Here is a 22,136-nt window from a genome sequence, read left to right on the forward strand (position 1 = left end):
TGTTTTTAAGTTTTTTTAATGATATAATCTCTATTATAGATTATAAAAAATTATTGGTCAATTACAACAAAAACGGAGGAACTATGAACATCAAACGTTACTTCACCGCACTAAGCATTCTCGTGCTGACTTTCTTCTTTTTATATACATTTAATCTGAATTTTGATTTAACCAAACAGCTAAATATTGCTAATTTCGGCTTAACGCTTTTAACATTTATCCTTTGGCTTGTTGCAGGTTATTTATTTTTAATTAAAGATATCCTAAAAACAAACGAAAAAGAGCGTAACGGTATTACACTTATATTAGTATTACTTGGAATTATCTTTTTTTACTATAATCCGTTACCCAATCCCAAAAACTTTTTTGTGGAAATACCGAGAATTACATTTTTTATAATGACATTATTTATTTTTATAAGTTTAGTTCTTCTAACCTATAAAGATAAAGTTCTTGGTTTTATTCTGGCGGTAAGTGCACCCATAACAATCCAAAGTTTTTTAGTAAATGTACTTAAAAACACATCTTATACAAATTACACCGTTTATATTATAATTTTCCTTGTTATTATTGCATATACTGTAAATTATTTAAAGCAGAAGTAAAAATATATCCGTCCTCAAACTTCATCTGAGTTTTGAGGACATTTTACATTTTATTGTTAATTCTATTAGGATACAACTTTATACTAAAACAATATATTTATTACAAATATCCGCAAAAAATTGCTGAATATTTCCGGCATTTAACATCGTTTCTTGTTCTTCATCAACAATGTAATTTTCATCTGCTTCCATAACTGCAAGAAGTCGTGTAAAAGTATCAATAAATAAACTCTCATCTTCATTTAGAATATAATTAAACTTTTGTTCTGAGAAAAAAGGAACAAAAACTTCTCTGAAAGCACCTTGACGAATTCTTCCAATTAATTTTTTCCCATCAATTTCAAATAAATTTTTATTTTTTTGAACAAAATTACACGCTTTGGAATAATTTGAAAATAATTGAAAACCTTCCGCCTCGTTATATTCCCTAAAAACGGGAATTTTTAAACCTTTTTTATATAACTCTTTATCAAAAACAACAAAAATTTCTTCAAGTTCCCACAGTTCTTTAGCAATATAATAAAATGCTATCCGCCATCTGTTATCACTTTTTGGTAATCTTTTAAAAGTTGATATCTGCTCAACTAAACGTATATTTTTTTCCATATTAACTCCTTTAGCTAGTCTATTTGAATTAATGTTCCTATTCTTTTCGATGTTTCCTTATCTTTTCTATAAGAGAAAAATTTATCGTTGTTTTTTACCGTGCATAAATTAGAAAAAATAATATTTTTCTCCAATACTCCACTTTTTACTAACAATTCTTTATTTATCTGCCACAAATCCAAATAATACTTACCGTTTTTTTCTATATAATAATCCGCTACATTTAAGCTACTAAACTTATCTACCAATTCTTTTGATACTTCATAGTTTTCTATTGATATTGAAGGTCCTACAATAACTTTTATATCTTTTTTATCACAATTATAATCTTGAACCATAGAACGAATTATTTCCTGAGAAATATTACTATACGTTCCACGCCACCCTGCATGAGCTAAAGCGACAACATTTCTTATTTTATCATAAAAAACTAACGGCACACAATCAGCGGTGAAAATTAAAAGTGGAATTTTTACCGAATTTGTTATTAAACCGTCTGCTTCCAAACCGTTATTTTTTAAATCTTCTTTTCTTTCTATTTTTCTTACATTTGCTCCGTGAACTTGAGTATTAAATGCTAAATTTTCAAAATCAAAATTATATTCAGTCGATATTTTTTCCATATCATTTATATTTTTAGAATCAATTTGTCGTTTAGTAAAAATTACTTTTATATTATCATCATTAAATATAAAAGCGTTACTGTTCTCTTTCATTGACTTCTCCTTTATTAATAACTTTTTATATTATTGAAAAGTATCCTTACTTATTGCCTAAATAAAGTAACTTTTGTAATATCTTTATTTTCACTTTTCCCTTGTTATTAATAATTATAACATAGTTAATTATTTATTTAAAATATACCTTTTATGCACTTTAAAAAACAGTTTTTTATTTTTTCTAATTAATAATACCTTGTAGAAAAATAAATTTTTATTAATTTTAATTATCTAAATACAAAAATAACGGAGAATAAGGAAAATCCCAAGCAATAATTTATTACTTGAGATTTTTCAAAAATATTCAATTTTTAAAAGAATTGATTATCTATTAAGTAGCTGTTCCTACCGGATATGCTCAATGATAATTATTTTTTTACGGGTTTATTTATTATTTTTTTTACGTTTAAATACTAACGCTAATAATGCTAAACCTGCCAAGCCGTAACCCCCTAATGTTGCTTGACTTTCTAATCCTGTTGATGCTAAATATCCTTTTAATCCACTTCCGTCATTTCTTAATCCTGCATTCTCGTTATTACCTTGTAGTTGTTTAACTAATTTTTTACCGGGTATTGTTGCTGTACTTCCGTCTGGGAATGTTACTGTTGTTGTTCCGTCTTGTCCTACTTCTACTTTTGTTGCTGTAGGATTTGCTTTCTTAACTGCTTCTTCGACTTTTGCTTTTTCTTCGTCTGTTAAGTTACTTGGATCTTTTACAGGGGTTACCTCAGGATCTTTTACTCCATTTGCGTCCGCTGATTTTATTGTTTTGTCAGGAGTTATTGTTGCTGTTGAACCGTCTGGGAATGTTACTGTTGTTGTTCCATCTTGTCCTACTTCTACTTTTGTTGCTGTAGGGTTCGCTTTCTTAACTGCTTCTTCGACTTTTACTTTTTCTTCGTCTGTTAAGTTACTTGGATCTTTTACAGGTGTTTTTGCTTCAGGATCTTTTACTCCGTTTGCGTCCGCTGATTTTATTGTTTTGTCAGGAGTTATTGTTGCTGTTGAACCGTCTGGGAATGTTACTGTTGTTGTTCCATCTTGTCCTACTTCTACTTTTGTTGCTGTAGGGTTCGCTTTCTTAACTTCGTCTTTTACTTTTGCTTTTTCTTCATCTGTTAAGTTGCTTGCATCTTTTACAGGTGTTACCTCAGGATCTTTAACGTTATTTGCATCTGCTGACTTAACTGTTTTATCAGGAGTTATTGTTGCTGTACTTCCGTCTGGGAATGTTACTGTTGTTGTTCCGTCTTGTCCTACTTCTACTTTTGTTGCTGTAGGGTTCGCTTTCTTAACTTCGTCTTTTACTTTTGCTTTTTCTTCGTCTGTTAAGTTACTTGGATCTTTTACAGGTGTTTTTGTTTCAGGATCTTTTACTCCGTTTGCGTCCGCTGATTTTATTGTTTTGTCAGGAGTTATTGTTGCTGTACTTCCGTCTGGGAATGTTACCGTTGTTGTTCCATCTTTTCCTACTTCTACTTTTGTCGCTGTAGGATTTGCTTTCTTAACTGCTTCTTCGACTTTTGCTTTTTCCTCATCTGTTAAGTTGCTTGGATCTTTTACAGGTGTTTTTGCTTCAGGATCTTTTACTCCATTTGCGTCCGCTGATTTTATTGTTTTGTCAGGAGTTATTGTTGCTGTACTTCCGTCTGGGAATGTTACCGTTGTTGTTCCATCTTTTCCTACTTCTACTTTTGTCGCTGTAGGATTTGCTTTCTTAACTGCTTCTTCGACTTTTGCTTTTTCCTCATCTGTTAAGTTGCTTGGATCTTTTACAGGTGTTTTTGCTTCAGGATCTTTTACTCCATTTGCATCTGCTGACTTAATTGTTTTATCAGGAGTTATTGTTGCTGTACTTCCGTCTGGGAATGTTACTGTTGTTGTTCCGTCTTGTCCTACTTCTACTTTTGTTGCTGTAGGGTTCGCTTTCTTAACTTCGTCTTTTACTTTTGCTTTTTCTTCGTCTGTTAAGTTACTTGGATCTTTTACAGGTGTTTTTGTTTCAGGATCTTTTACTCCGTTTGCGTCCGCTGATTTTATTGTTTTGTCAGGAGTTATTGTTGCTGTTGAACCGTCTGGGAATGTTACTGTTGTTGTTCCATCTTGTCCTACTTCTACTTTTGTTGCTGTAGGGTTCGCTTTCTTAACTGCTTCTTCGACTTTTACTTTTTCTTCGTCTGTTAAGTTACTTGGATCTTTTACAGGTGTTACCTCAGGATCTTTAACGTTATTTGCATCTGCTGACTTAACTGTTTTATCAGGAGTTATTGTTGTCGTACTTCCGTCTGGGAATGTTACTGTTGTTGTTCCGTCTTGTCCTACCTCTACTTTTGTTGCTGTAGGGTTCGCTTTCTTAACTGCTTCTTCGACTTTTGCTTTTTCCTCATCTGTTAAGTTGCTTGCATCTTTTACAGGTGTTTTTGTTTCAGGATCTTTAACGTTATTTGCATCTGCAGGTTTTACCGTATTGGTTAATTTAAGCGGTTGTTTTGCGTCTGAACCCGCTCCTTTATGGTTATATGTTACATCTCCGTTAGCTTCCACTTCTATATCAGCTTCTTCTATTCCCGGATTTGCTTTTTTAACTTCTTCTTTTACTTTGGCTTTTTCTTCGTCCGTCAAACTACTTGGATTTTTAACAGGTACTTTAGTTGTTATAGGATTTAAGCCAGCATAGCCACTTACTTCTTGTGACGGTCTTGTTCCTTTCGGCATTGTATTATCTTTATTTTCCGCTCTTGTTACAACTCTGTCGCCTGCTGCAAATGTTTCTCCGGTCGGTAATGTTAATTTAATACTTCCGTCTGCTTGTTCTTCTACCGTCACATTTGCTTGATTTGATACTACTTTGTATTTTCCGTCTGCTTGTTTTTCCAGTTTAGCTTCTTTTCCTTTTACACCTAAGAAAATTAAGTCCGGTTTGTCTTCAGGTGTAATTGTTACGCTTGTGTCACCATGTTTAAATTCTTTTATTTTTACTTCTTTTGGTGCTTCTACCGGTTTTTTAGCTTGGGCTTTAGCCACTTCTGATGGGTCACTGTTACCGTTTGTTGCTGTTGCACTTACTTCTGTATTATCTTTCACCACATTTGCCGATAATGTTACTTTTCCGGTTGTTTCGTCAACTGTTACTCCTGCCGGCGTTGTTCCTTCTGCTTTCCATTTTCCGTCAGCACCTTTTTTAACGATTACTGTTTGTGATGCTCCATTTTCATCTGTATATTTTACTTCTGTTTTGTCTGCATCACCTTGTGGTGTCACCTCTACAACACCATTATCTTTTGCTTCTACTTTTGGTGCAAGTGGCGTTTTTTGTTTAACTACAAATACTTTTTGTGCATCTAACTCATCTGTACTACCGTCATTATAAGTTACAATTACTTTACTACCATCAACAGATAGTGTTACACTACCTATTTTATCTTTAAATGTACTATTGGCATTTTTTACAGCTTCTTCGATTTTAGTAATATCCGCTGTCGGTTCAGTTACAAGAATTGGTGTTGCCGGTGCTTTGGCATCGTATTTACTTGTTTGTTCTTTTACAATAAAACGAATATAACCATTTACTGATGGTTTATTTTCATATGTTTTTGTTGTTTCATTCCCTGCTTCATCTTTTGCATATAAAAAGCGAGTAAATCCTGTACCTGCAGTGTATTTCCCTTTAGGCACCTTACCTGTTACTGTGATTGATGCCGGATTAGCTACTGTTGCAGTTGTTTCTGTTGTTATTTTATCAGCTTTTAGATATAACGCATATTGGCTATTACCATTCATTTGATCATCCCAAGAGCCGCTCACCGGTAATTTCAAACCAAATTGAACTAATTTCCCTGAGTTGTCTGTGGCTTTTAGTGTAATATTTGTTTCTTCAGTAGCGTATACGTAAATTTCTTTTAATGTTGGGTTATCATAAGGTATTTGAAGTTCCGGTACTATAGTTTCTTTATTACTTTTTGCTGTTTCAGTTTGTGTAGCTTTGTCACTGTCTCCCTTTGTTGCATCAGCTGTTACTTGTGAATTGTCTTTTACCGCTTCTTTAGGTAATGTTACTTTTCCGGTTGCTTCGTCAACTGTTACTCCTGTCGGTGTTGTTCCTTCAACTTTCCATTTATTATCTGAACCTTTTTTAACAGTTATTGTTCGTGGTTGGTTATTTTCATCTGTATATTTTATTTCTACCTTATCAGTATCTCCTTGTGGAGTAATTTCCACACTTCCGTCATCATTTGCCGCTACTTGTGGTACGGGCGGAGTAGGCGTTTTCTTAACTTCTACTGTAATTGTAACTGTTGATGCCTTACCTTGGCTGTCAATCGCTTTATAAACAACACTATAACTTCCAAGTTTGTTTGTATCAACTGTTTTTGTATTTACATCACCATTAACAGATACCACCTCTGCATGAACAGGTGTTCCTATTGTAGCATTTGCATTATCTTCTTTATCAGCAACAGTTATAAGTGACATTAAATCTAAAGAAGTACCTTTAACAACTTCTTTTTTATTTCCTGTTACTTTTGAAGTAATAGTCGGCGCTTCATTTACAACATTAATTTTCTTCCAGCCATCAAGATTCGAATAACCGTTTTCTACGGCATTTGATGTAGAAGATGCGCCATTAGTACCTTCTTTTATTTTTTGTTTCATTTCGAGAACAACTGTATCATAAAAACCATCTGAGCTATATGATTTTACTTTCCCTTTTGACTCATCAACAGAAACCCAAGGCGAATTTAAAGAATCTCGTTTAAAACCAAGTTGACTATCTACGTTAGCATCATTTTTATATTGGAAATAACCCATACCAACGTCATGCGGTACTTTTACAGTAACTTCCTTTTGTCCGGCAATTAAACTTTTGCTATCAGCTGATAAAGATGATGCTTCAACATTTGAATGACCGATAGAAACAAATACATTCACTTCTGTACTTTCTACACCATTAAGCGTTTGTGTAACAGTTATTCCATCTTTATCAGTAAGGGTAGCTCCATCTCCGGCATTATTATTTAAACCTTGCGTAAGTTTAACAACCCATTTCCCTGAATTATCTACTTTTGCATTATAAACAACATGTCCCTTAATTTTAACATTAATAGTAGCTCCAGGCTTACCTGTCCCCGTTAATTCTCTATCGGTTGAGGCTACTGTTGCTATTTTAATATTTATTGATGTGTTAGAATAAGTAGTATTTACAGTTGGAGCGGGAGTTACTTGTCCATTTAAAAGATAATTCACACCACCTGCATTGTTACCGGTATGAGTTGTCCCGTTAGATTCTCCGGATTTAATACTTCTACTTCCCTCTCCTACATTTTCTACTTTCTTCTCAGAACTTAACGACTTTGTTGATGTTTCGGCTGAAACCGTATCTACCTTAGCTGTATCCTTCGCCAAAGCTGCTGAAGACGATTGAGTTGCTAAAGCACCTACTCCGGACGTGAGAACAAGCGAACAGCTAAATAGGATATTTTTCCCCTTTTTGACCATTCGCCAATTTTTTTGTGTAGCATTCTTTTTATTAAACATAATATTCCTCCTTAACATTTATAACACTTTTATAACACACAATTTTATAGTTCTATATATTTCTTATTTTTGCATATTATTTATTATTTTTTAAGTATACATAATTACGCTATATGTATATACTACTATTAATATATTTGATCTGTCAAGCAAAAACCTTATTGTTTCCTTAATATTTTTTGTTTTTTATGTAACTGATAATGAAAAAACTTACAGAAAATATTTTAGTTTTCCAGCGTAATTAAACGTTTTTTTGTAAATTTAATAATTATTTATTATTACCGCTTTAAATACTCTTTTTTGTATTTTTTGTTGAACTTTTATAGTTTTCTATCTAAATTATAGATATTGTCACTTTTTTCTCTTTAATTTATACCTTTACCATATATTTTTATAGTTTTTTAGCACATTTTATTGCAATTCTTCTATTATAACTTACAATTTATCACATAGTGCTATTACATTGAAAATCACATTAAATAATTTTCGATTTTCTTTTTTTAATTAAATTCTATAAAAATAAAAAACCTCTAAATCATCTAAACTTTTATACTTTAGAGCTGATTTAAAGGTTTTCTAACTTATGCTTTTACTCCACTAAATCTAAATATACTTTTTTGCTAAATGTCGTTGAATTTAGTACAGTACGAATCGCATTAATGACCATACCTTTTTTACCGATAACACGTCCGCAGTCTTCGGGGTGAACGGTTAAAATATAATGTTCACGTGCATTTTTTACCAATTTTTCTATTTTGATTTCATCTTTATGTGCAACTATTTCACTGACAATATTATAAATTAATTCTTCCATGTTATTCTCCTTATTTTGCTACTATATTGACTAATCTACCCGGGACAACAATTACTTTAATAATATTTTTACCTGCTAACAGTTTTTTAACTTCAGCATTTTCCAATACTGTTTGTTCTAATTCGGCAGATGTTAAATCTTTTTTAACTCCTAATTTAGTTTTTACTTTACCCATTAATTGCACAACGATTTCTACATTATCACTAACCAATTTGCTATCATCAAATGTCGGCCACGAGATATATGATATTGATTTATTGTTTCCGTAAATAGACCACATTTCTTCTGCTAAATGAGGGGCAAACGGTGCTAATAATTGGATAAAACCTAACGCATATTTACGTGGAATATACTCCGCTTTGTAACAATCATTAACAAAAACCATAAGTTGAGAAATGGCTGTATTGAATTGCATTGTTTCTATATCTTCTGATACTTTTTTCACAGTGTAGTTATAACTTATTTCCAACTTAGAATTATCCTTGTCTTTAACTTTGTTATTTACCATACCGGTTTCTTCGTCAACAAACAGACGATATACTCTATCCAAGAAACGGCGTGATCCGTCAAGTCCATTTTCACTCCAAGCGATAGAGGCATCTAACGGCCCCATAAACATTTCATAAACACGCAATGTATCTGCTCCATGAGAGATAATAATATCATCGGGATTAACAACGTTTCCTTTTGATTTTGACATTTTTTCCGGACGTCCGTCTTTTCCTTCCGCTAAAATCATACCTTGGTTAAATAGTTTTTGGAACGGTTCACGAGTCGGAACTAAGCCTAAATCATAAAGCACTTTATGCCAAAAACGTGCGTACAGCAGATGTAAGACAGCATGCTCAGCTCCCCCGATATATACATCAACAGGTAACCAGTATTTCAATTTTTCAGGATCTGCAAACATTTCATCATTATGCGGATCAATATATCGCAAGTAGTACCAACATGAGCCTGCCCATTGCGGCATTGTATTTGTTTCACGTTTTCCTTTTTTACCGGTTTTAGAATCTACAACATTTAACCAATCTTCAATATTCGCCAGCGGTGATTCTCCCGTCCCTGATGGTTTTATATTATCGGTTTCCGGTAGTAATAACGGCAGTTCGCTATCCGGCACGGTTGTCATAGTGCCATCTTCCCAATGGATAATCGGAATAGGTTCTCCCCAATAACGCTGTCTTGAAAACAACCAATCACGAAGTTTATATGTTACCTTGCTGCGTCCAACTCCGTTATTTTCCAAAAATTCTATTACTTTTACTTTAGCATCTTCATTATTTAAACCATTGATAAAATCTGAATTGATATGCTTACCGTCACCGTAAAACGGTACAACCACCTCACCGCTATCTTTAATAACAGCCTTTATAGGTAAGTTGAATTTTGTAGCAAATTCGTAATCACGTTCATCATGTGCAGGTACCGCCATTACAGCACCGGTACCATATGAAACAAGCACATAATCTGCTATCCAGATTGGTAATTTTTCATTATTTACCGGATTAATTGCGTATGCTCCGGTGAAAACCCCGGTTTTATCTTTATTAAGATCTGTTCTGTCCAAATCCGATTTGTGCTTAACAATATCTAAGTATTCATCTACAACAAAACGCTGTTCGGCAGTTACAATTTTTTCCACTAATTTATGCTCGGGGGCAAGTACACAATAAGACGCTCCGAACAAAGTATCCGCACGTGTTGTAAATACTGTAAAACTTTCTTCCGTTTTATCGATTTTAAAATCAATCTCCGCTCCGACAGATTTCCCAATCCAGTTGCGTTGCATTGCTTTTAAACTCTCCGGCCAATCAAGAATATCAAGATCAGCTAATAGTTGTTCAGCATATTCGGTAATTTTTAGAACCCATTGACGCATAGGTCGACGTTCTACCGGATGCCCACCACGTTCCGATTTCCCGTCAATTACCTCTTCGTTTGACAACACCGTTCCCAAAGCCGGACACCAGTTGACAGGTACTTCGTCAACATACGCCAAACCTTTTTCATATAATTTTTTAAAAATCCACTGTGTCCATTTATAATATTTCGGATCTGTTGTGTTAACCTCACGATCCCAGTCGTAAGAAAATCCTAATTCTTTAATTTGTCGACGGAATGTATCAATATTTTTTTTTGTGAAATCTCTCGGATCATTTCCGGTATCGAGCGCATATTGTTCAGCCGGTAAACCGAAAGCATCCCACCCCATCGGGTGTAAGACGTTATAGCCGTTTGCTCGTTTATAACGGCTTAATATATCTGTCGCCGTATATCCTTCCGGATGTCCAACATGTAACCCTGCTCCCGACGGATAAGGGAACATATCCAATGCAAAAAATTTTTCTTTACTATGATTTTCTAATGTTTTAAATGTTTTATTTTCTTCCCAATATTTTTGCCATTTCTTTTCTATAACTCTATGATTATATACCATATTATTTAAGCACACTCCTTCGCTTCAAGTTGTCTATTGTCTAACTTATAGTATATCAATTTTAATGTCATTTAGCAACACCTTACCGGTTTTCAAAATACAATTACATTGTAGTGTTACAATAGATGTGAGACATATAATAAAAAAAAGAAGAGTAAATCCTGTATAATGAAGTTACCTACAAATCAAAAAAAGGAATTTACTCTTATGAAAACTATTATAACAGAAAATATAGAAAAAACACAACGATATATACCTCATACTTTACAAACAAGAATAGCTGCAGTTAAAACTTATAGAAATGGTAACTCTATCCGCTTTATTTGTAGGCGCTATAAAATATCAAAAGCCTCTCTTTTGCGTTGGAATAAAAAATATGACGGTACTAAAGAGTCTCTTATAGATAAGTCTCATAGACCTCATTCCATTCACCCTAACGCCCATACAGTTGAAGAATTGTCTTGGATTAAAAATCTTATTAAACGTAATCCTAATATTTCTATGATTGAATTATATGCTAAACTTAAATTCAACAAAGGTTATAAAAGACATCCTTGTTCTTTATTTAGAGTGCTTAGAAAATTAGGTTTTTATAAAGATACTAAGAAAAAAGTAATTCCTTATAAACCTAAACCCTATAATACACCTACTGAAATTGGTAAAAAATGGCAACTTGATGTGAAATATGTTCCTAAACGTTGTTATGTAGGAGAAATTCCTGATAAATTTTATCAATATACTATCATTGATGAAGCTACTAGGGAAAGATTTATTTTCCCTTTTAAAGAACAATCATCATACTCTACTGTTCAATTTGTTAAAATGGCTATTGATTATTTTGGGTATAAACCCAAGATAATTCAAACTGATAATGGTTTTGAATTTACACATTTTAAAGATACTAAACGAATACACCCTTTTGATGTATTGTGTAATAATCTTGGCATTAAACATCAACTTATTAGACCTAGAACTCCTAGACATAACGGTAAGGTTGAACGTAGTCATAGAAATGATAATGAACGTTTTTACAGGCGTTTATCTTTCTTTTCGTATGATGATCTTATATCTCAGATGAAAAAGTATCTATATCGCTCTAACCGTCTTCCTATGCAGACTTTAAATTGGCTTTCTCCTGTTGAAAAAAGAAAAGAGTTACGGAAAGAGTCTATAAAAATATGCCGGCTTTAATTCCTTGTTAGATAATAGATTTCACAACTTATTTGTCAAGGACAAGGGCTACGCCTTTTTCAAATCCTTGACAAATAAGTTTTAGAAATCTGAAATGTTCTCTAAGGAATTAAAGCTGGCAAATCTAATCAAATAATGTAATTTACGTCGGGGGCTTCATACGGTTTACATAGAAGCTAGCTTCTATGTAATTCTATTATATCCGGTATTTATTTTTTACTTTTTTTGTCTCACATCATTTACAAATGTACATACCGGTTTTCAAAATACAATTACATCAAATATTATACTGTTTTTTATTTGTTATATATATCTTTTTAACCTAATATCTTGATAATATTTTTGCAAAAAGGTTATTTGCTATTTATTGCACTAATTTTAATAATTTTTCATATAAAACAGTAATACCCGACCGGAATTTTCCGGTCGAGCATTCACTTAATTATTTTCTAACTGTTATTTTGCACCTTCGTTAGCGGTTAATTCCAACTCGTATAGTTTAAAATCACCTTTTTTAACTTTTTCTAAATCATAAGATTTAACACGTTTATTGAACCAATAAATATTTGTGTTCCAACTTAATGGGAAGAATGGTAGTTCTTCTGCTACTTCCATATCAAACTTATTATATGCTTCTTTTAATTTATTATCATCAAACATTTCATCGGTTGCTTGTTTTTTGAAACTTTCTTCAAAAGCATCGGTAGTATAACGGTATAAGTTTAACGGTGCTTTTTTACCTAATAACTCTTGACGGTTAGGATTTGTTCCGTATTCCCATCCGGCTTGGAAAATATCGATTGACGGATCATCTGCTTGAACACGAGAAGCGAAGTCTTTTGGTGACATTAATTTCCCGTCAACAAGTTTTACATCTAATCCAACATCTTTCCATGATTTAATAAATGTATCCGCTAATGCTTGGTCATAGTCAGCTCCGGTATTACGAATAGCAAAATTAAATGTTAATTTTTTGCCGTTTTTATCTTCACGTAATCCATCACCGTCGGTATCTTTATAACCTGCATCATCAAGTAATTTTTTAGCTTTTTCAACATCTTTTTTAACGGCTGTTGCATTTTCATTTACCAATTTACCTACTGCCGGCGGATACATACCTGATCCTGTCGGTGTAAAACGAATACCTTTATAAACTTTTTCATTGATTTGGTCACGGTCTACCGCATATAAGAATGCCTGACGTAAGTTTTTATCGGCTAATTTAGCATTCGGATCTACAACATTTTCTCCTTTTTCTTTGTCGAATTTACCTAGTTTAAATCCAACATATGTCATATCACGTGAAGTTTCTCCTAAAAATGTACCGTTTTTCAAATCTTTACTGTTTTCATAAACAGCCGGCGTAGCAGCCAAATAGTCTATGTCTCCATTTTTAATTAGAGAACTTGCTTGTGACGGTGATACAACCTTAAATTCAATTTTATTTAATTTTACTTTGTCTTTATTATAGAAGTGCGGGTTAGCTTCTGCAAGAATACTTTCTCCATTTACTTCTTTAGCAATATAGTAAGCACCATATGATAACGGTTTTTTGTTTAAGTCCGCTTCTGCAAATTTTGCAAAATCTTTAGAGGCTTCCGCTACTTGTTTTGCATTTAAGAAATCGGCGATAAATCCTTCTCCCCATAACAATGATGGACGAATTTGAGTATACTTAATTACAATGGTCTTATCGTCTTTTACTTGCAAGCCTGAAATTGTTTTTGCACTACCTGAGTGATATTCTTTCATACCTTCAATAAATTCAAAAGCATCATTATATCGGGTGTTTGTAGTGAATTTAGGATTACCCATAAGTTCGTATGAAGCAACAATATCTTTTGTTGTTAAATCTTCTCCGTTATTCCATTTAACTCCGTCATGAATAGTTAACGTTACTTCTTTTTTTTCTCTGTCTAAATGGAATTTAACCGCATCATCAGCATTATCTTGTTTAATACGTCCTTCTTTATCGACTGTAAAAGTTCCACCCATAACAGCATCATTAACATACATATCTTCTGCTTTATCTGCGAATATAGGATTCCAAAGTCCGGTTAACGGTTGTGGTGAAAGAATACCAAATTTTAATGTTGCATCTTTTACAGCCGAACCACCATTATCAAAACTTGATTTGAATTCAACTTTTGCTTTTGGTGAATTTTTACTTCCTGAATTGCTTGAACTTGAGCAACCGGCTAAAATCACCGAAAGCGCCATTGCCGAACTAAATACTTTTAAGAACTTACCTTTTTTCATTTTATTCCCTCCATAAAATACAGTTGTTTATTTTCAGTTAATATGAGAATATTCTAACATCATTTTAATAATAAGTCAATATAATTATCTGAAAATTTTATTTATATTTAAGTTTATTTAATTCAATAATTTGATAGAACACGTTCTGCAAAACTGCTTTTTTATTAAATAATATCAGCCGTTGTTTAAATATTATAGCTCTACTTACTTTTCCATTTCTACAAATTCTTATTCTATATTTTTTTATTAAATTGGAGAAATTGATTTTTGCAATGTTATCTTTATTTTATATAGAAGAAACTTTATTATTTTCAAATCTGACAATTAGTCTTTTAAAATTATTAATACAATCGAAAAAATAGTTATCCAAATATAATTAACATTTATTTAGCAAAAAATCATAAAAAAAGAGGGGCGACTTAAAAATCGTGATTTCGTTAAAAATCGATTTTGTAAGATCACCCCGCACAGTTCATTAGATTTTTGAAAAATTCTCTAAAGAGTATTCCTAAATCAATGAGTCTTTGCGTCTAACTGCCAATAAGATATTCTATTAGAATTTCCGCTTTTTAGGGCAGCCCTCTTTTTGTTTTTAATAATAATTAGTATTTTCTATCCTTTTGCACTGTCATCTGATGTAAGTTCTAATTGATATAATTTCATTTCTCCTAAACTCAATTTTGCTATATCAATATTTTTAATACGTTTATTAATCCATGTCATTTCATTTGTCCAACTGAATGGTAACCATGGTATTTCATTAGCATAATCACTGTCGAATTTTTTGTATGCTTCTTTTAATTTGTTATCATCGAACATTTCTTGTGTACTAAGTGCCGCCAAGTCTTTGTTCAAAGTATCACTGGTATAACGTGTATAATTTAACGGTGTAGTAGTTCCCACCAATTCACTAGGGTTCGGATCGGTTCCTAAGCCCCATGCACCTTGGAAAATATCAATACTTGGATCATCCGCTGTTACACGACGTGACCAGTCTTTAGGTGCCATTAGTTTTCCGTCAACAAGTTTTACATCCAGTCCAACTTCTTTCCATGATTTGATAAATGTATCAGCTAATGTTTGGTCGAAATCCTGCCCTGTGTTACGAATTGCGAAGTTAAATGTTAATTTTTTACCGTTTTTATCTTCACGTAATCCGTCACCGTCAGTATCTTTCAGACCGGCTTCATCTAATAATTTTTTCGCTTTTTCTGTATCTTTGGTAAATTTTTTACCGTCTTTATTGTGGAACATTTCTACACGTGGAGGATATAACCCTGAATCAGTAGCTGTAAAACGCAATCCTTTAAAGACTTTTTCGTTGATTTGATCCCAATCAACTGCATAACCGAACGCTTGACGCACTCTGACATCTGCCGCTTTCGCATTAGGATCTACGACATTTTTACCTGTTTCTTTATCAAATTTACCAAGTTTAAAGCCGACATATGACATATAGAAGTCCGGTTGCCCTAAAACTGTTCCGTTTTTAGCATCTTTAATACTATCATAAACCCCTGTTGTTATTGCTTTCATATAATCAACATCGCCATTTTTAATTGCCGCACTCGCTTGGGCAGGAGAGATAACTTTATATTCAATTTCTTTAACTTTAACATCATCTTTTTTGTAGAAATGAGGATTTGCTTTCGCTAAAACACTTTCTCCGTTTACTACTTTATCAAAGTAATAAGGGCCGTATGATAATGGTTTTGTATTCAGTTCGGCTTCAGAGAATTTTGTAAAATCTTTTGAAGCAGCTTCTACTTGATCTTTGTTAAGGAATGTGGTTATAAATCCTGTACCCCATAATAACGCAGGTTTAATTTCTTTATATTTAATCACAACTGTTTTATCGTCTTTTTTGCTAATTCCTGAAATACTGCTTGCTTTTCCGTCATGATATTCTTTCATACCTTCAATAACTTCAAATTCATCGCTGTAACGTACGTTATCAGAATATTTCGGGTTACCCATTAAATTATAAGTTGCAATAATATCATCTGCCGTTACATCTTTACCGTTGCTCCATTTTAAATCTTTATTAACGGTTAATGTAACTTCTTTTTTATCTCTATCCATGTGGAACATTACAGGATCATCACTATTATCTTGTTTCATTCTATATGATTTATCTGTTGAGAATGTTGCTGTCATTGTATCTTCCATGACATAAAGATCTGTTGCTTGTAAATAAAATACAGGGTTAAACATACCTGTTAGTGGATCAGAACTTAGAATACCGACTTTAAGTTTTCCGTTACTTACCGCTGTTCCTCCATTATCAACAGATGTTTTAAATTCTACGGCAGATTTACTCCCACCGGTTTTGTTACTTGCACTTGAACAACCTGCAAGTAACATAGTGAGCGCCATAGCAGAACTAACAACCTTTAACATTTTTCTTTTTTCCATTATCTTATCCTCCTATCGTGTCTAAAGCACACGACCTTTCTTAATCGTTTGTTGTTTGGTATTATATCAGAAGAATCTAACACGGTCAATTAATTGTCAGAAAATTTAACATAAAAGTTTCTCCTTAGGAAACATTTTTTGAAATATTACAGTTGTATTTTCTATCAAGTGCTTTTATTTAGAAAATAGCAAACGAATATATTCATAAACAAACTATTTTACTTTATAGCTGTATAACATCTAACCTAGTAGCAGCATTTTCATGATTATAAGTGCAACTTACCAAAACAAATTTCTAATGAAATCATGATTTTTTAGTTACGCGTTTTTTCTCATGCCTCGCATTTGACACAGAGCCGAAAAAAGCTAAACAACAAAATGCTGCTTAGCTTTTCTTTTTTCTATTTTTTACTTTAAAATAATTTAATATATTTGCTATAATCTTTGTCTTGCATCTAAACTACGTTTTAATGCTCCACCGATTGAATTAATACATAAAACAATAATTAAAATCGCAAGGGCTGCCGGTAACCAGATATACATTTTATTAATAAGTACATCGGCATCTTTGGCATAAGATAACATTGTCCCGATACTCGGTGTCCCTGCCGGAAGACCGAAACCAAGGTATGTCAATCCAACTTCAATACCCATATTAGCAGCTAAGGTTAAAGTTGCTTCTACAACAATAATCGAACTGATATTAGGCAATATCCCTTTTAACATAATTTTCCAATCCGGTGTTCCCATAGTTTTTGAGGCAAGAACATAGTCACGACGTGATTCACTAAGTGCTTTACTTCGTACTAAACGTGTTGAACTCATCCAAGCGAACGCTGCCAGTATTAAGATAAATAACACAATACCGTAATTACGCTTAATACTAACGAATACTATAATTACCATTAGAATCGGAATAATTACCATAAAGTCTACAAAACGCATAACAATATTATCGACACGTCCACCGTAATAGGCTATTACCAACCCGACAGTCGTTCCGAAAGTAATCGTAATTACTGTAACGGCAACCGCAATCAAAATTGAGTTGAGCATACCCATCATAAGCCAACCGAAAACAGAATGACCACCTACGTCCGTTCCAAGTAAAAAGCCATCTTCACCGGGTTTTAAGAAAATATTCAGTAAATCCACATTAAAATAACTATCATAAAGATCCGTTACTCTTATGTAAATATTAAAAACAATAACAAATAATATAATCGCCGATAACACGATTAACGATGCAAATGCACCTTTATCTTTTTTAAACTCACGTGCTACAACCGAAAATCCGGAAGGAGTTTTTGTTGTAACTGTTGTTTCTTTAGCTTTTGACATTTTACTTCCTCCTAGTCCAGTTTAATACGTGGGTCAACAATAGCCATAATAATATCACTTAATGCACTACCTACTAAAGTTAAAAGCCCTGAGAATAACATTAACGTTGTAACAACACTATAATCTCGATCTTGTATTGCTTGGTAGAACAATTGCCCCATACCCGGATAACCGAAGATTGTTTCAACAAAAATACCACCGCTAAACAATCCTGTTATTGTAAATCCGAAAAACGCTGCAATCGGTAAGATTGAGTTTCTAAAAATATGACCTGAATATACTTTATTTACAGGTACACCTTTAGCACGGGCTGTTTTTACATAGTCACTATGTTTAGCATCTATTACTTCATTTCGCAAATATTGAACCGTTGATACCGTTGATAGTAATGCTAAACAAATACCCGGTAAAATTAAATGCTGTAATTTATTAATATAATAATTAAAAGCCCCCGGGTCAAGATTAACATCTACAGATCCGCTTGTCGGAAACCATCCAAGACCGAAACCGAAAATCGCGATCATAAATAAATACAATACAAATGATGGAATCGCAAGGAAGAAGAAGTTATAAAACGTTACAAATTTATCAAATTTTGAACCGTTATAACGCCCTGCATACATTCCCATAGGAATTGCTACCGCATACATTAATATCGCTGTAAATAATGACAGATTAAACGTGTTGAAAATACGTTCTCCGAGTAATGTCCCTACCGATTTTCCGGTTGTATAACTCAAACCGAAATCACCATGGATAAAATTTTTAAGCCATGTTAGATATTGTTGATACCACGGATCATAAAATCCGCTCGCACGACGAATCGACTCGATTTGTTCCTGTGATATTTTCGGATTTTCTGCAAGTCCGCTAAACGGATCTCCGGGCATAAGTTTTGCCAAACCGAAAACTAAAATACTAAGAATTAACAGCTGCGGTATCATGATTAAAACACGTTTTAATACTACTTTCCACATTATACTTCTCCTCCTTTCATCGCAACATAGTGTGTATCAGTTAACTTTTTCAACGGATATACTCTGCCGGTTTCGTCAAAGTAATCTTCGTAATGTTTCTGATATTCTTTTTCTACAGCTTCCCTCACTTCAATAACTTCTTTCGCTTTATCTAAGTTTGTACTCGGAATAGCTGCAATCAATCTTTTAGTATAAATGTGTTGCGGGTTATTGTAAATATCCTCACGAGTACCACGCTCTACAATACGCCCACGATACATAATATAAATATAATCACACATATGTTTTACGACACCAAGGTCATGAGAAATAAATAAATAGCTGATATTAAACTCTCGTTGAATTTGTTTCATAAAGTTAAGCACTTGTGCCTGTACGGAAAGATCAAGGGCAGATACAGGTTCGTCAGCTACGATTAAACGTGGGTTACACGCAATAGCACGAGCTACACCGATACGTTGTCGTTGTCCACCGGAAAATTCAAACGGATATTTATACAACGACTCTTCTCCCATACCGACGATATTTAAAAGTTCTAAAACCCGTTTTTTAGTATCTTCTTCCGATAAATTATCAAAATTATTAATCGGTTCTGCGATAATATCAATAATGCGTTTTTTAGGGTTTAAACTCGACATCGCATCTTGGAAAATCATTTGAACATCACGATTATACTTTATTTTTTTACGTGCATTTTTCTTAGTAACATCTTCATCTTTATAAATAATTTGCCCTGCAGTAGCTTTTTCCAAACCCAGCACCACTTTACCGACAGTCGTTTTCCCACTACCACTTTCTCCTATAAGACCGTAAGTCTTTCCGGCTTCAATTTCAATATCAACACCGTCAACTGCATAAACGTGATCTTTTATCGTATTGAAAAAACCTCCACGAATGGGGTAGTGTACTTTTAAATTGTCAACTTTTAACATTAGCTATCCTCCCCTTCAAATACAAAGTGTTTGTAGCAAGTACATCTTACATAATGTCCCTCTTCCGCCTCATGTAAAGTCGGATTAGGTTCATGTGCTTCTTCTTTAATCCATGGAATACGATCCGCAAAACGACACCCGTTACGGTCAAGATTTTTAATAGACGGCACCATACCTTGAATTACATATAATTCATCATCTGCCGCATCATCGTCTAATTGTGGTATACTGCGTAAAAGACTACGTGTATAAGGATGTTTCGGATTTTTGAAGATTTGTTCTGCAGTACCGATTTCCACCACTTCTCCTGCATATAACACCGCCACTCTATCCGCCATTTCAGCAACGACACCAAGATCGTGAGTAATTAAAATAATTCCGGCGTGCATTTCGTTTTGCAATCCTTTTATCAAATCTAAAATTTGTGCTTGAATAGTTACATCTAAGGCTGTAGTCGGTTCATCAGCGATTAAAACATTAGGCTTACAACTCATCGCCATCGCAATCATAACACGTTGACGCATACCACCTGATAATTCATGCGGATATTGTTTTGCACAACGTTTCGGATTTGGAATACCTACTTGAGTTAATAACTCAATAACACGTGTTTCTCGTTCTTCCTTTGATAATTCAGTATGATAAATCAAAGCTTCTCCTATTTGTTTTCCTATTCTATGAAGGGGATTTAAAGAAGAAAGCGGATCTTGGAAAATCATACCAATATCTTTCGTTCTAATTTTATTCATCTCTTCTTCAGTCAGTTCTAAAAGATTTTTCCCATCGTAAATAATCTCTCCGGTAGAACGTGTTAAATTTTCATTATGAAGTCGCATAATTGTCGTTGCTAAAGTTGACTTACCGCAACCACTTTCTCCAACAATAGCAAGCACTTCATTTCTATACAAATCCAAACTCACCTTGTCGACAGCGTTAAAATAATCATCTTTAATTCTAAAAGCTGTTTCCAGATTTTTAATCTCTAATAGTTTGTCCATTAACTACTCCTTCCGAACATACCTAATATCATTTTATAGCTTTTCTGTTCAAACTTTATAACTTTTATATTTTTATATTAACTACACAGTCAATTTTTTTAAAACATAGTAATATATTATAAGATTTTTCGAAAAAATGCAATAAAAAAGTTGCAATTCCCACTAAAAAAACTAGAATTTTCTGAATATTCAGTGAGAATTGCTATAATTTTTTTATTATTTTTTCCCTGCATTTATTCAACTACAAATTTGAAAAATATAAAATTATTAAATAACCTCTTCCCCAAAATTTTATATTTCTATTATATCCGTCGGCAATTCCGGATCTGTATCAAAAATACAAATTCTGTTGTTACAATCAATATCTTTTGATTCCAATGTTGTTACAGCCGTCATCCTTGCCAGCTCCTTAGTATTATTTTCTTTACTAAGATGGGCAAGGTAGATATTTTTTGTATTATCCCCGATAATTCTTGTGAGATAATTTGCCGAATCTGTATTGGATAAATGCCCCATATCTGATAAAATACGTTGTTTCGTTTTCCAAGGATATGAGCCGCTGAGTAAAACATTTTCCTCATGATTGCTCTCATAAACAAGAGTGTCGGAGTCTTTTACATAATCTATCATTTTATCCGAAATATATCCGGTGTCTGTTAAGATACCAACTCTCTTACCGTCACATTCAAAAGTGTAAAACTGCGGATTAGCTGCATCATGACTTACTCCAAAACTGTTAACGACAATATCTCCAAAAATCTTACTTTCTTCTTTTTCAAAATGAAATTTCAAATCGGATTTAACTTCTCCAATTTTTGTCATATTATCCCAAGTCAGTTTATTTGCATAGATTGGAATATTGTATTTTCTCGCAAGAACACCAACCCCTTTTATATGGTCGATATGTTCATGAGTAACAAAAATTGCATTAATATCTTTTATATCTTTATCTATTTGTTCCAGATTTTCCACTATTTTTTTTCCGGTAAGTCCTGCATCAACTAAACATCTGAATTTAGGACTTTCTATATAAATGCTATTTCCACTACTGCTACTAGCCAAAACTGATAATTTCAAATTACACCTCCATTTATTAATATTTCTTGTTTATTATAGCATTACTTCGTGTCCTTTTCCACTAGCTAAAACACACTTTAATAATTTATTTCAAATTTCTTATCTTAAAATATCAAGTAATAATTATAAAATCATTATTTCATTTTAAAATATCCTATAATTAAATAGCTACTTAAATTAAAATTTATATATCCTTATCATAAAATTACTGTATATAAACTATA

The 22,136-nt window shown here is 33.0% G+C and carries 14 protein-coding genes; 2 read left to right on the forward strand and 12 right to left on the reverse strand.

Translation table 11 applies throughout. The annotated features are described in order from the left end of the window. The first annotated feature begins 83 nt into the window (after positions 1–83). A complete protein-coding gene (locus tag AXE85_RS00355; RefSeq protein WP_062171857.1) occupies positions 84–605 on the forward strand; it encodes a hypothetical protein in 522 nt (173 codons plus the stop codon). 78 nt (positions 606–683) lie between these two features. Here the strand turns inward: AXE85_RS00355 and AXE85_RS00360 are convergent, their stop codons facing one another. From AXE85_RS00360 to leuS, 5 genes are all read right to left on the reverse strand, one after another. Then, the gene (locus AXE85_RS00360; RefSeq protein ID WP_062171861.1) at positions 684–1,211 is read right to left on the reverse strand and encodes a hypothetical protein; all 528 of its coding nucleotides are present in this window, start codon (positions 1,209–1,211) and stop codon (positions 684–686) included. Between the two features lie 14 nt (positions 1,212–1,225). Further along, positions 1,226–1,927, reverse strand: a complete 702-nt coding sequence (pgeF, locus tag AXE85_RS00365) for a peptidoglycan editing factor PgeF (protein WP_062171864.1) — start codon at positions 1,925–1,927, stop codon at positions 1,226–1,228. A 387-nt stretch (positions 1,928–2,314) separates the two neighbouring features. Further along, complete coding sequence (locus AXE85_RS08350) at positions 2,315–7,468, reverse strand: MiiA motif-containing surface protein (protein WP_062171867.1); 5,154 nt, start codon at positions 7,466–7,468, stop codon at positions 2,315–2,317. A gap of 589 nt (positions 7,469–8,057) precedes the next feature. After that, positions 8,058–8,282 (reverse strand): KH domain-containing protein, encoded by a 225-nt coding sequence (locus AXE85_RS00375; RefSeq protein ID WP_062171870.1) that lies wholly within the window; start codon positions 8,280–8,282, stop codon positions 8,058–8,060. Between the two features lie 10 nt (positions 8,283–8,292). Beyond that, positions 8,293–10,722 carry a leucine--tRNA ligase gene (gene leuS, locus AXE85_RS00380; RefSeq protein WP_062171873.1) on the reverse strand — a complete coding sequence of 810 codons (2,430 nt, stop codon included), beginning with the start codon at positions 10,720–10,722 and terminating at the stop codon, positions 8,293–8,295. A gap of 207 nt (positions 10,723–10,929) precedes the next feature. Here leuS and AXE85_RS00385 point away from each other — a divergent pair, with 207 nt between their 5' ends. Then, positions 10,930–11,913, forward strand: a complete 984-nt coding sequence (locus tag AXE85_RS00385) for a DDE-type integrase/transposase/recombinase (protein ID WP_062174635.1) — start codon at positions 10,930–10,932, stop codon at positions 11,911–11,913. A 456-nt stretch (positions 11,914–12,369) separates the two neighbouring features. On the opposite strand, the gene AXE85_RS00390 is transcribed toward AXE85_RS00385, so the two are convergent. The 7 genes from AXE85_RS00390 to AXE85_RS00420 all read right to left on the reverse strand — a co-directional run bounded on the left by AXE85_RS00390 (position 12,370) and on the right by AXE85_RS00420 (position 21,912). Continuing rightward, the gene (locus AXE85_RS00390; RefSeq protein ID WP_062171875.1) at positions 12,370–14,172 is read right to left on the reverse strand and encodes an ABC transporter substrate-binding protein; all 1,803 of its coding nucleotides are present in this window, start codon (positions 14,170–14,172) and stop codon (positions 12,370–12,372) included. A gap of 612 nt (positions 14,173–14,784) precedes the next feature. After that, complete coding sequence (locus tag AXE85_RS00395; RefSeq protein WP_062171876.1) at positions 14,785–16,587, reverse strand: ABC transporter substrate-binding protein; 1,803 nt, start codon at positions 16,585–16,587, stop codon at positions 14,785–14,787. Positions 16,588–17,022: 435 nt separating this feature from the next. Beyond that, on the reverse strand, positions 17,023–17,928 hold the full coding sequence (locus AXE85_RS00400; RefSeq protein ID WP_021753109.1) for an ABC transporter permease: 906 nt from the start codon (positions 17,926–17,928) through the stop codon (positions 17,023–17,025). Positions 17,929–17,939: 11 nt separating this feature from the next. Beyond that, positions 17,940–18,905 carry an oligopeptide ABC transporter permease gene (gene opp4B, locus AXE85_RS00405; protein WP_062171878.1) on the reverse strand — a complete coding sequence of 322 codons (966 nt, stop codon included), beginning with the start codon at positions 18,903–18,905 and terminating at the stop codon, positions 17,940–17,942. Then, positions 18,905–19,837: an ATP-binding cassette domain-containing protein gene (locus AXE85_RS00410; protein ID WP_062171881.1), complete on the reverse strand. Its 933-nt coding sequence runs from the start codon at positions 19,835–19,837 to the stop codon at positions 18,905–18,907. Before AXE85_RS00410 ends, opp4B begins: the two co-directional genes overlap by 1 nt. Then, positions 19,837–20,835 (reverse strand): ABC transporter ATP-binding protein, encoded by a 999-nt coding sequence (locus AXE85_RS00415; protein ID WP_062171884.1) that lies wholly within the window; start codon positions 20,833–20,835, stop codon positions 19,837–19,839. The genes AXE85_RS00410 and AXE85_RS00415 overlap by 1 nt, the downstream gene beginning before the upstream one ends. Positions 20,836–21,126: 291 nt before the next feature. Beyond that, positions 21,127–21,912 (reverse strand): MBL fold metallo-hydrolase, encoded by a 786-nt coding sequence (locus AXE85_RS00420; RefSeq protein ID WP_062171888.1) that lies wholly within the window; start codon positions 21,910–21,912, stop codon positions 21,127–21,129. Positions 21,913–22,136 lie beyond the last annotated feature (224 nt).

The sequence above is a fragment of the Gemella sp. oral taxon 928 genome, assembly GCF_001553915.1.
Lineage (GTDB): Bacteria > Bacillota > Bacilli > Staphylococcales > Gemellaceae > Gemella > Gemella massiliensis.

What these genes read in the sequence shown, in the direction of transcription:
- AXE85_RS00400 (WP_021753109.1), bottom strand. Translation starts at nt 17,928, where the DNA reads ATGTCAAAAGCTAAAGAAACAACAGTTACAACAAAAACTCCTTCCGGA.
- AXE85_RS00410 (WP_062171881.1), bottom strand. Translation starts at nt 19,837, where the DNA reads ATGTTAAAAGTTGACAATTTAAAAGTACACTACCCCATTCGTGGAGGT.
- AXE85_RS00390 (WP_062171875.1), bottom strand. Translation starts at nt 14,172, where the DNA reads ATGAAAAAAGGTAAGTTCTTAAAAGTATTTAGTTCGGCAATGGCGCTT.
- AXE85_RS00360 (WP_062171861.1), bottom strand. Translation starts at nt 1,211, where the DNA reads ATGGAAAAAAATATACGTTTAGTTGAGCAGATATCAACTTTTAAAAGA.
- AXE85_RS00385 (WP_062174635.1), top strand. Translation starts at nt 10,930, where the DNA reads ATGAAAACTATTATAACAGAAAATATAGAAAAAACACAACGATATATA.
- leuS (WP_062171873.1), bottom strand. Translation starts at nt 10,722, where the DNA reads ATGGTATATAATCATAGAGTTATAGAAAAGAAATGGCAAAAATATTGG.
- AXE85_RS00375 (WP_062171870.1), bottom strand. Translation starts at nt 8,282, where the DNA reads ATGGAAGAATTAATTTATAATATTGTCAGTGAAATAGTTGCACATAAA.
- pgeF (WP_062171864.1), bottom strand. Translation starts at nt 1,927, where the DNA reads ATGAAAGAGAACAGTAACGCTTTTATATTTAATGATGATAATATAAAA.
- AXE85_RS00415 (WP_062171884.1), bottom strand. Translation starts at nt 20,835, where the DNA reads ATGGACAAACTATTAGAGATTAAAAATCTGGAAACAGCTTTTAGAATT.
- opp4B (WP_062171878.1), bottom strand. Translation starts at nt 18,905, where the DNA reads ATGTGGAAAGTAGTATTAAAACGTGTTTTAATCATGATACCGCAGCTG.
- AXE85_RS00355 (WP_062171857.1), top strand. Translation starts at nt 84, where the DNA reads ATGAACATCAAACGTTACTTCACCGCACTAAGCATTCTCGTGCTGACT.
- AXE85_RS08350 (WP_062171867.1), bottom strand. Translation starts at nt 7,468, where the DNA reads ATGTTTAATAAAAAGAATGCTACACAAAAAAATTGGCGAATGGTCAAA.
- AXE85_RS00395 (WP_062171876.1), bottom strand. Translation starts at nt 16,587, where the DNA reads ATGGAAAAAAGAAAAATGTTAAAGGTTGTTAGTTCTGCTATGGCGCTC.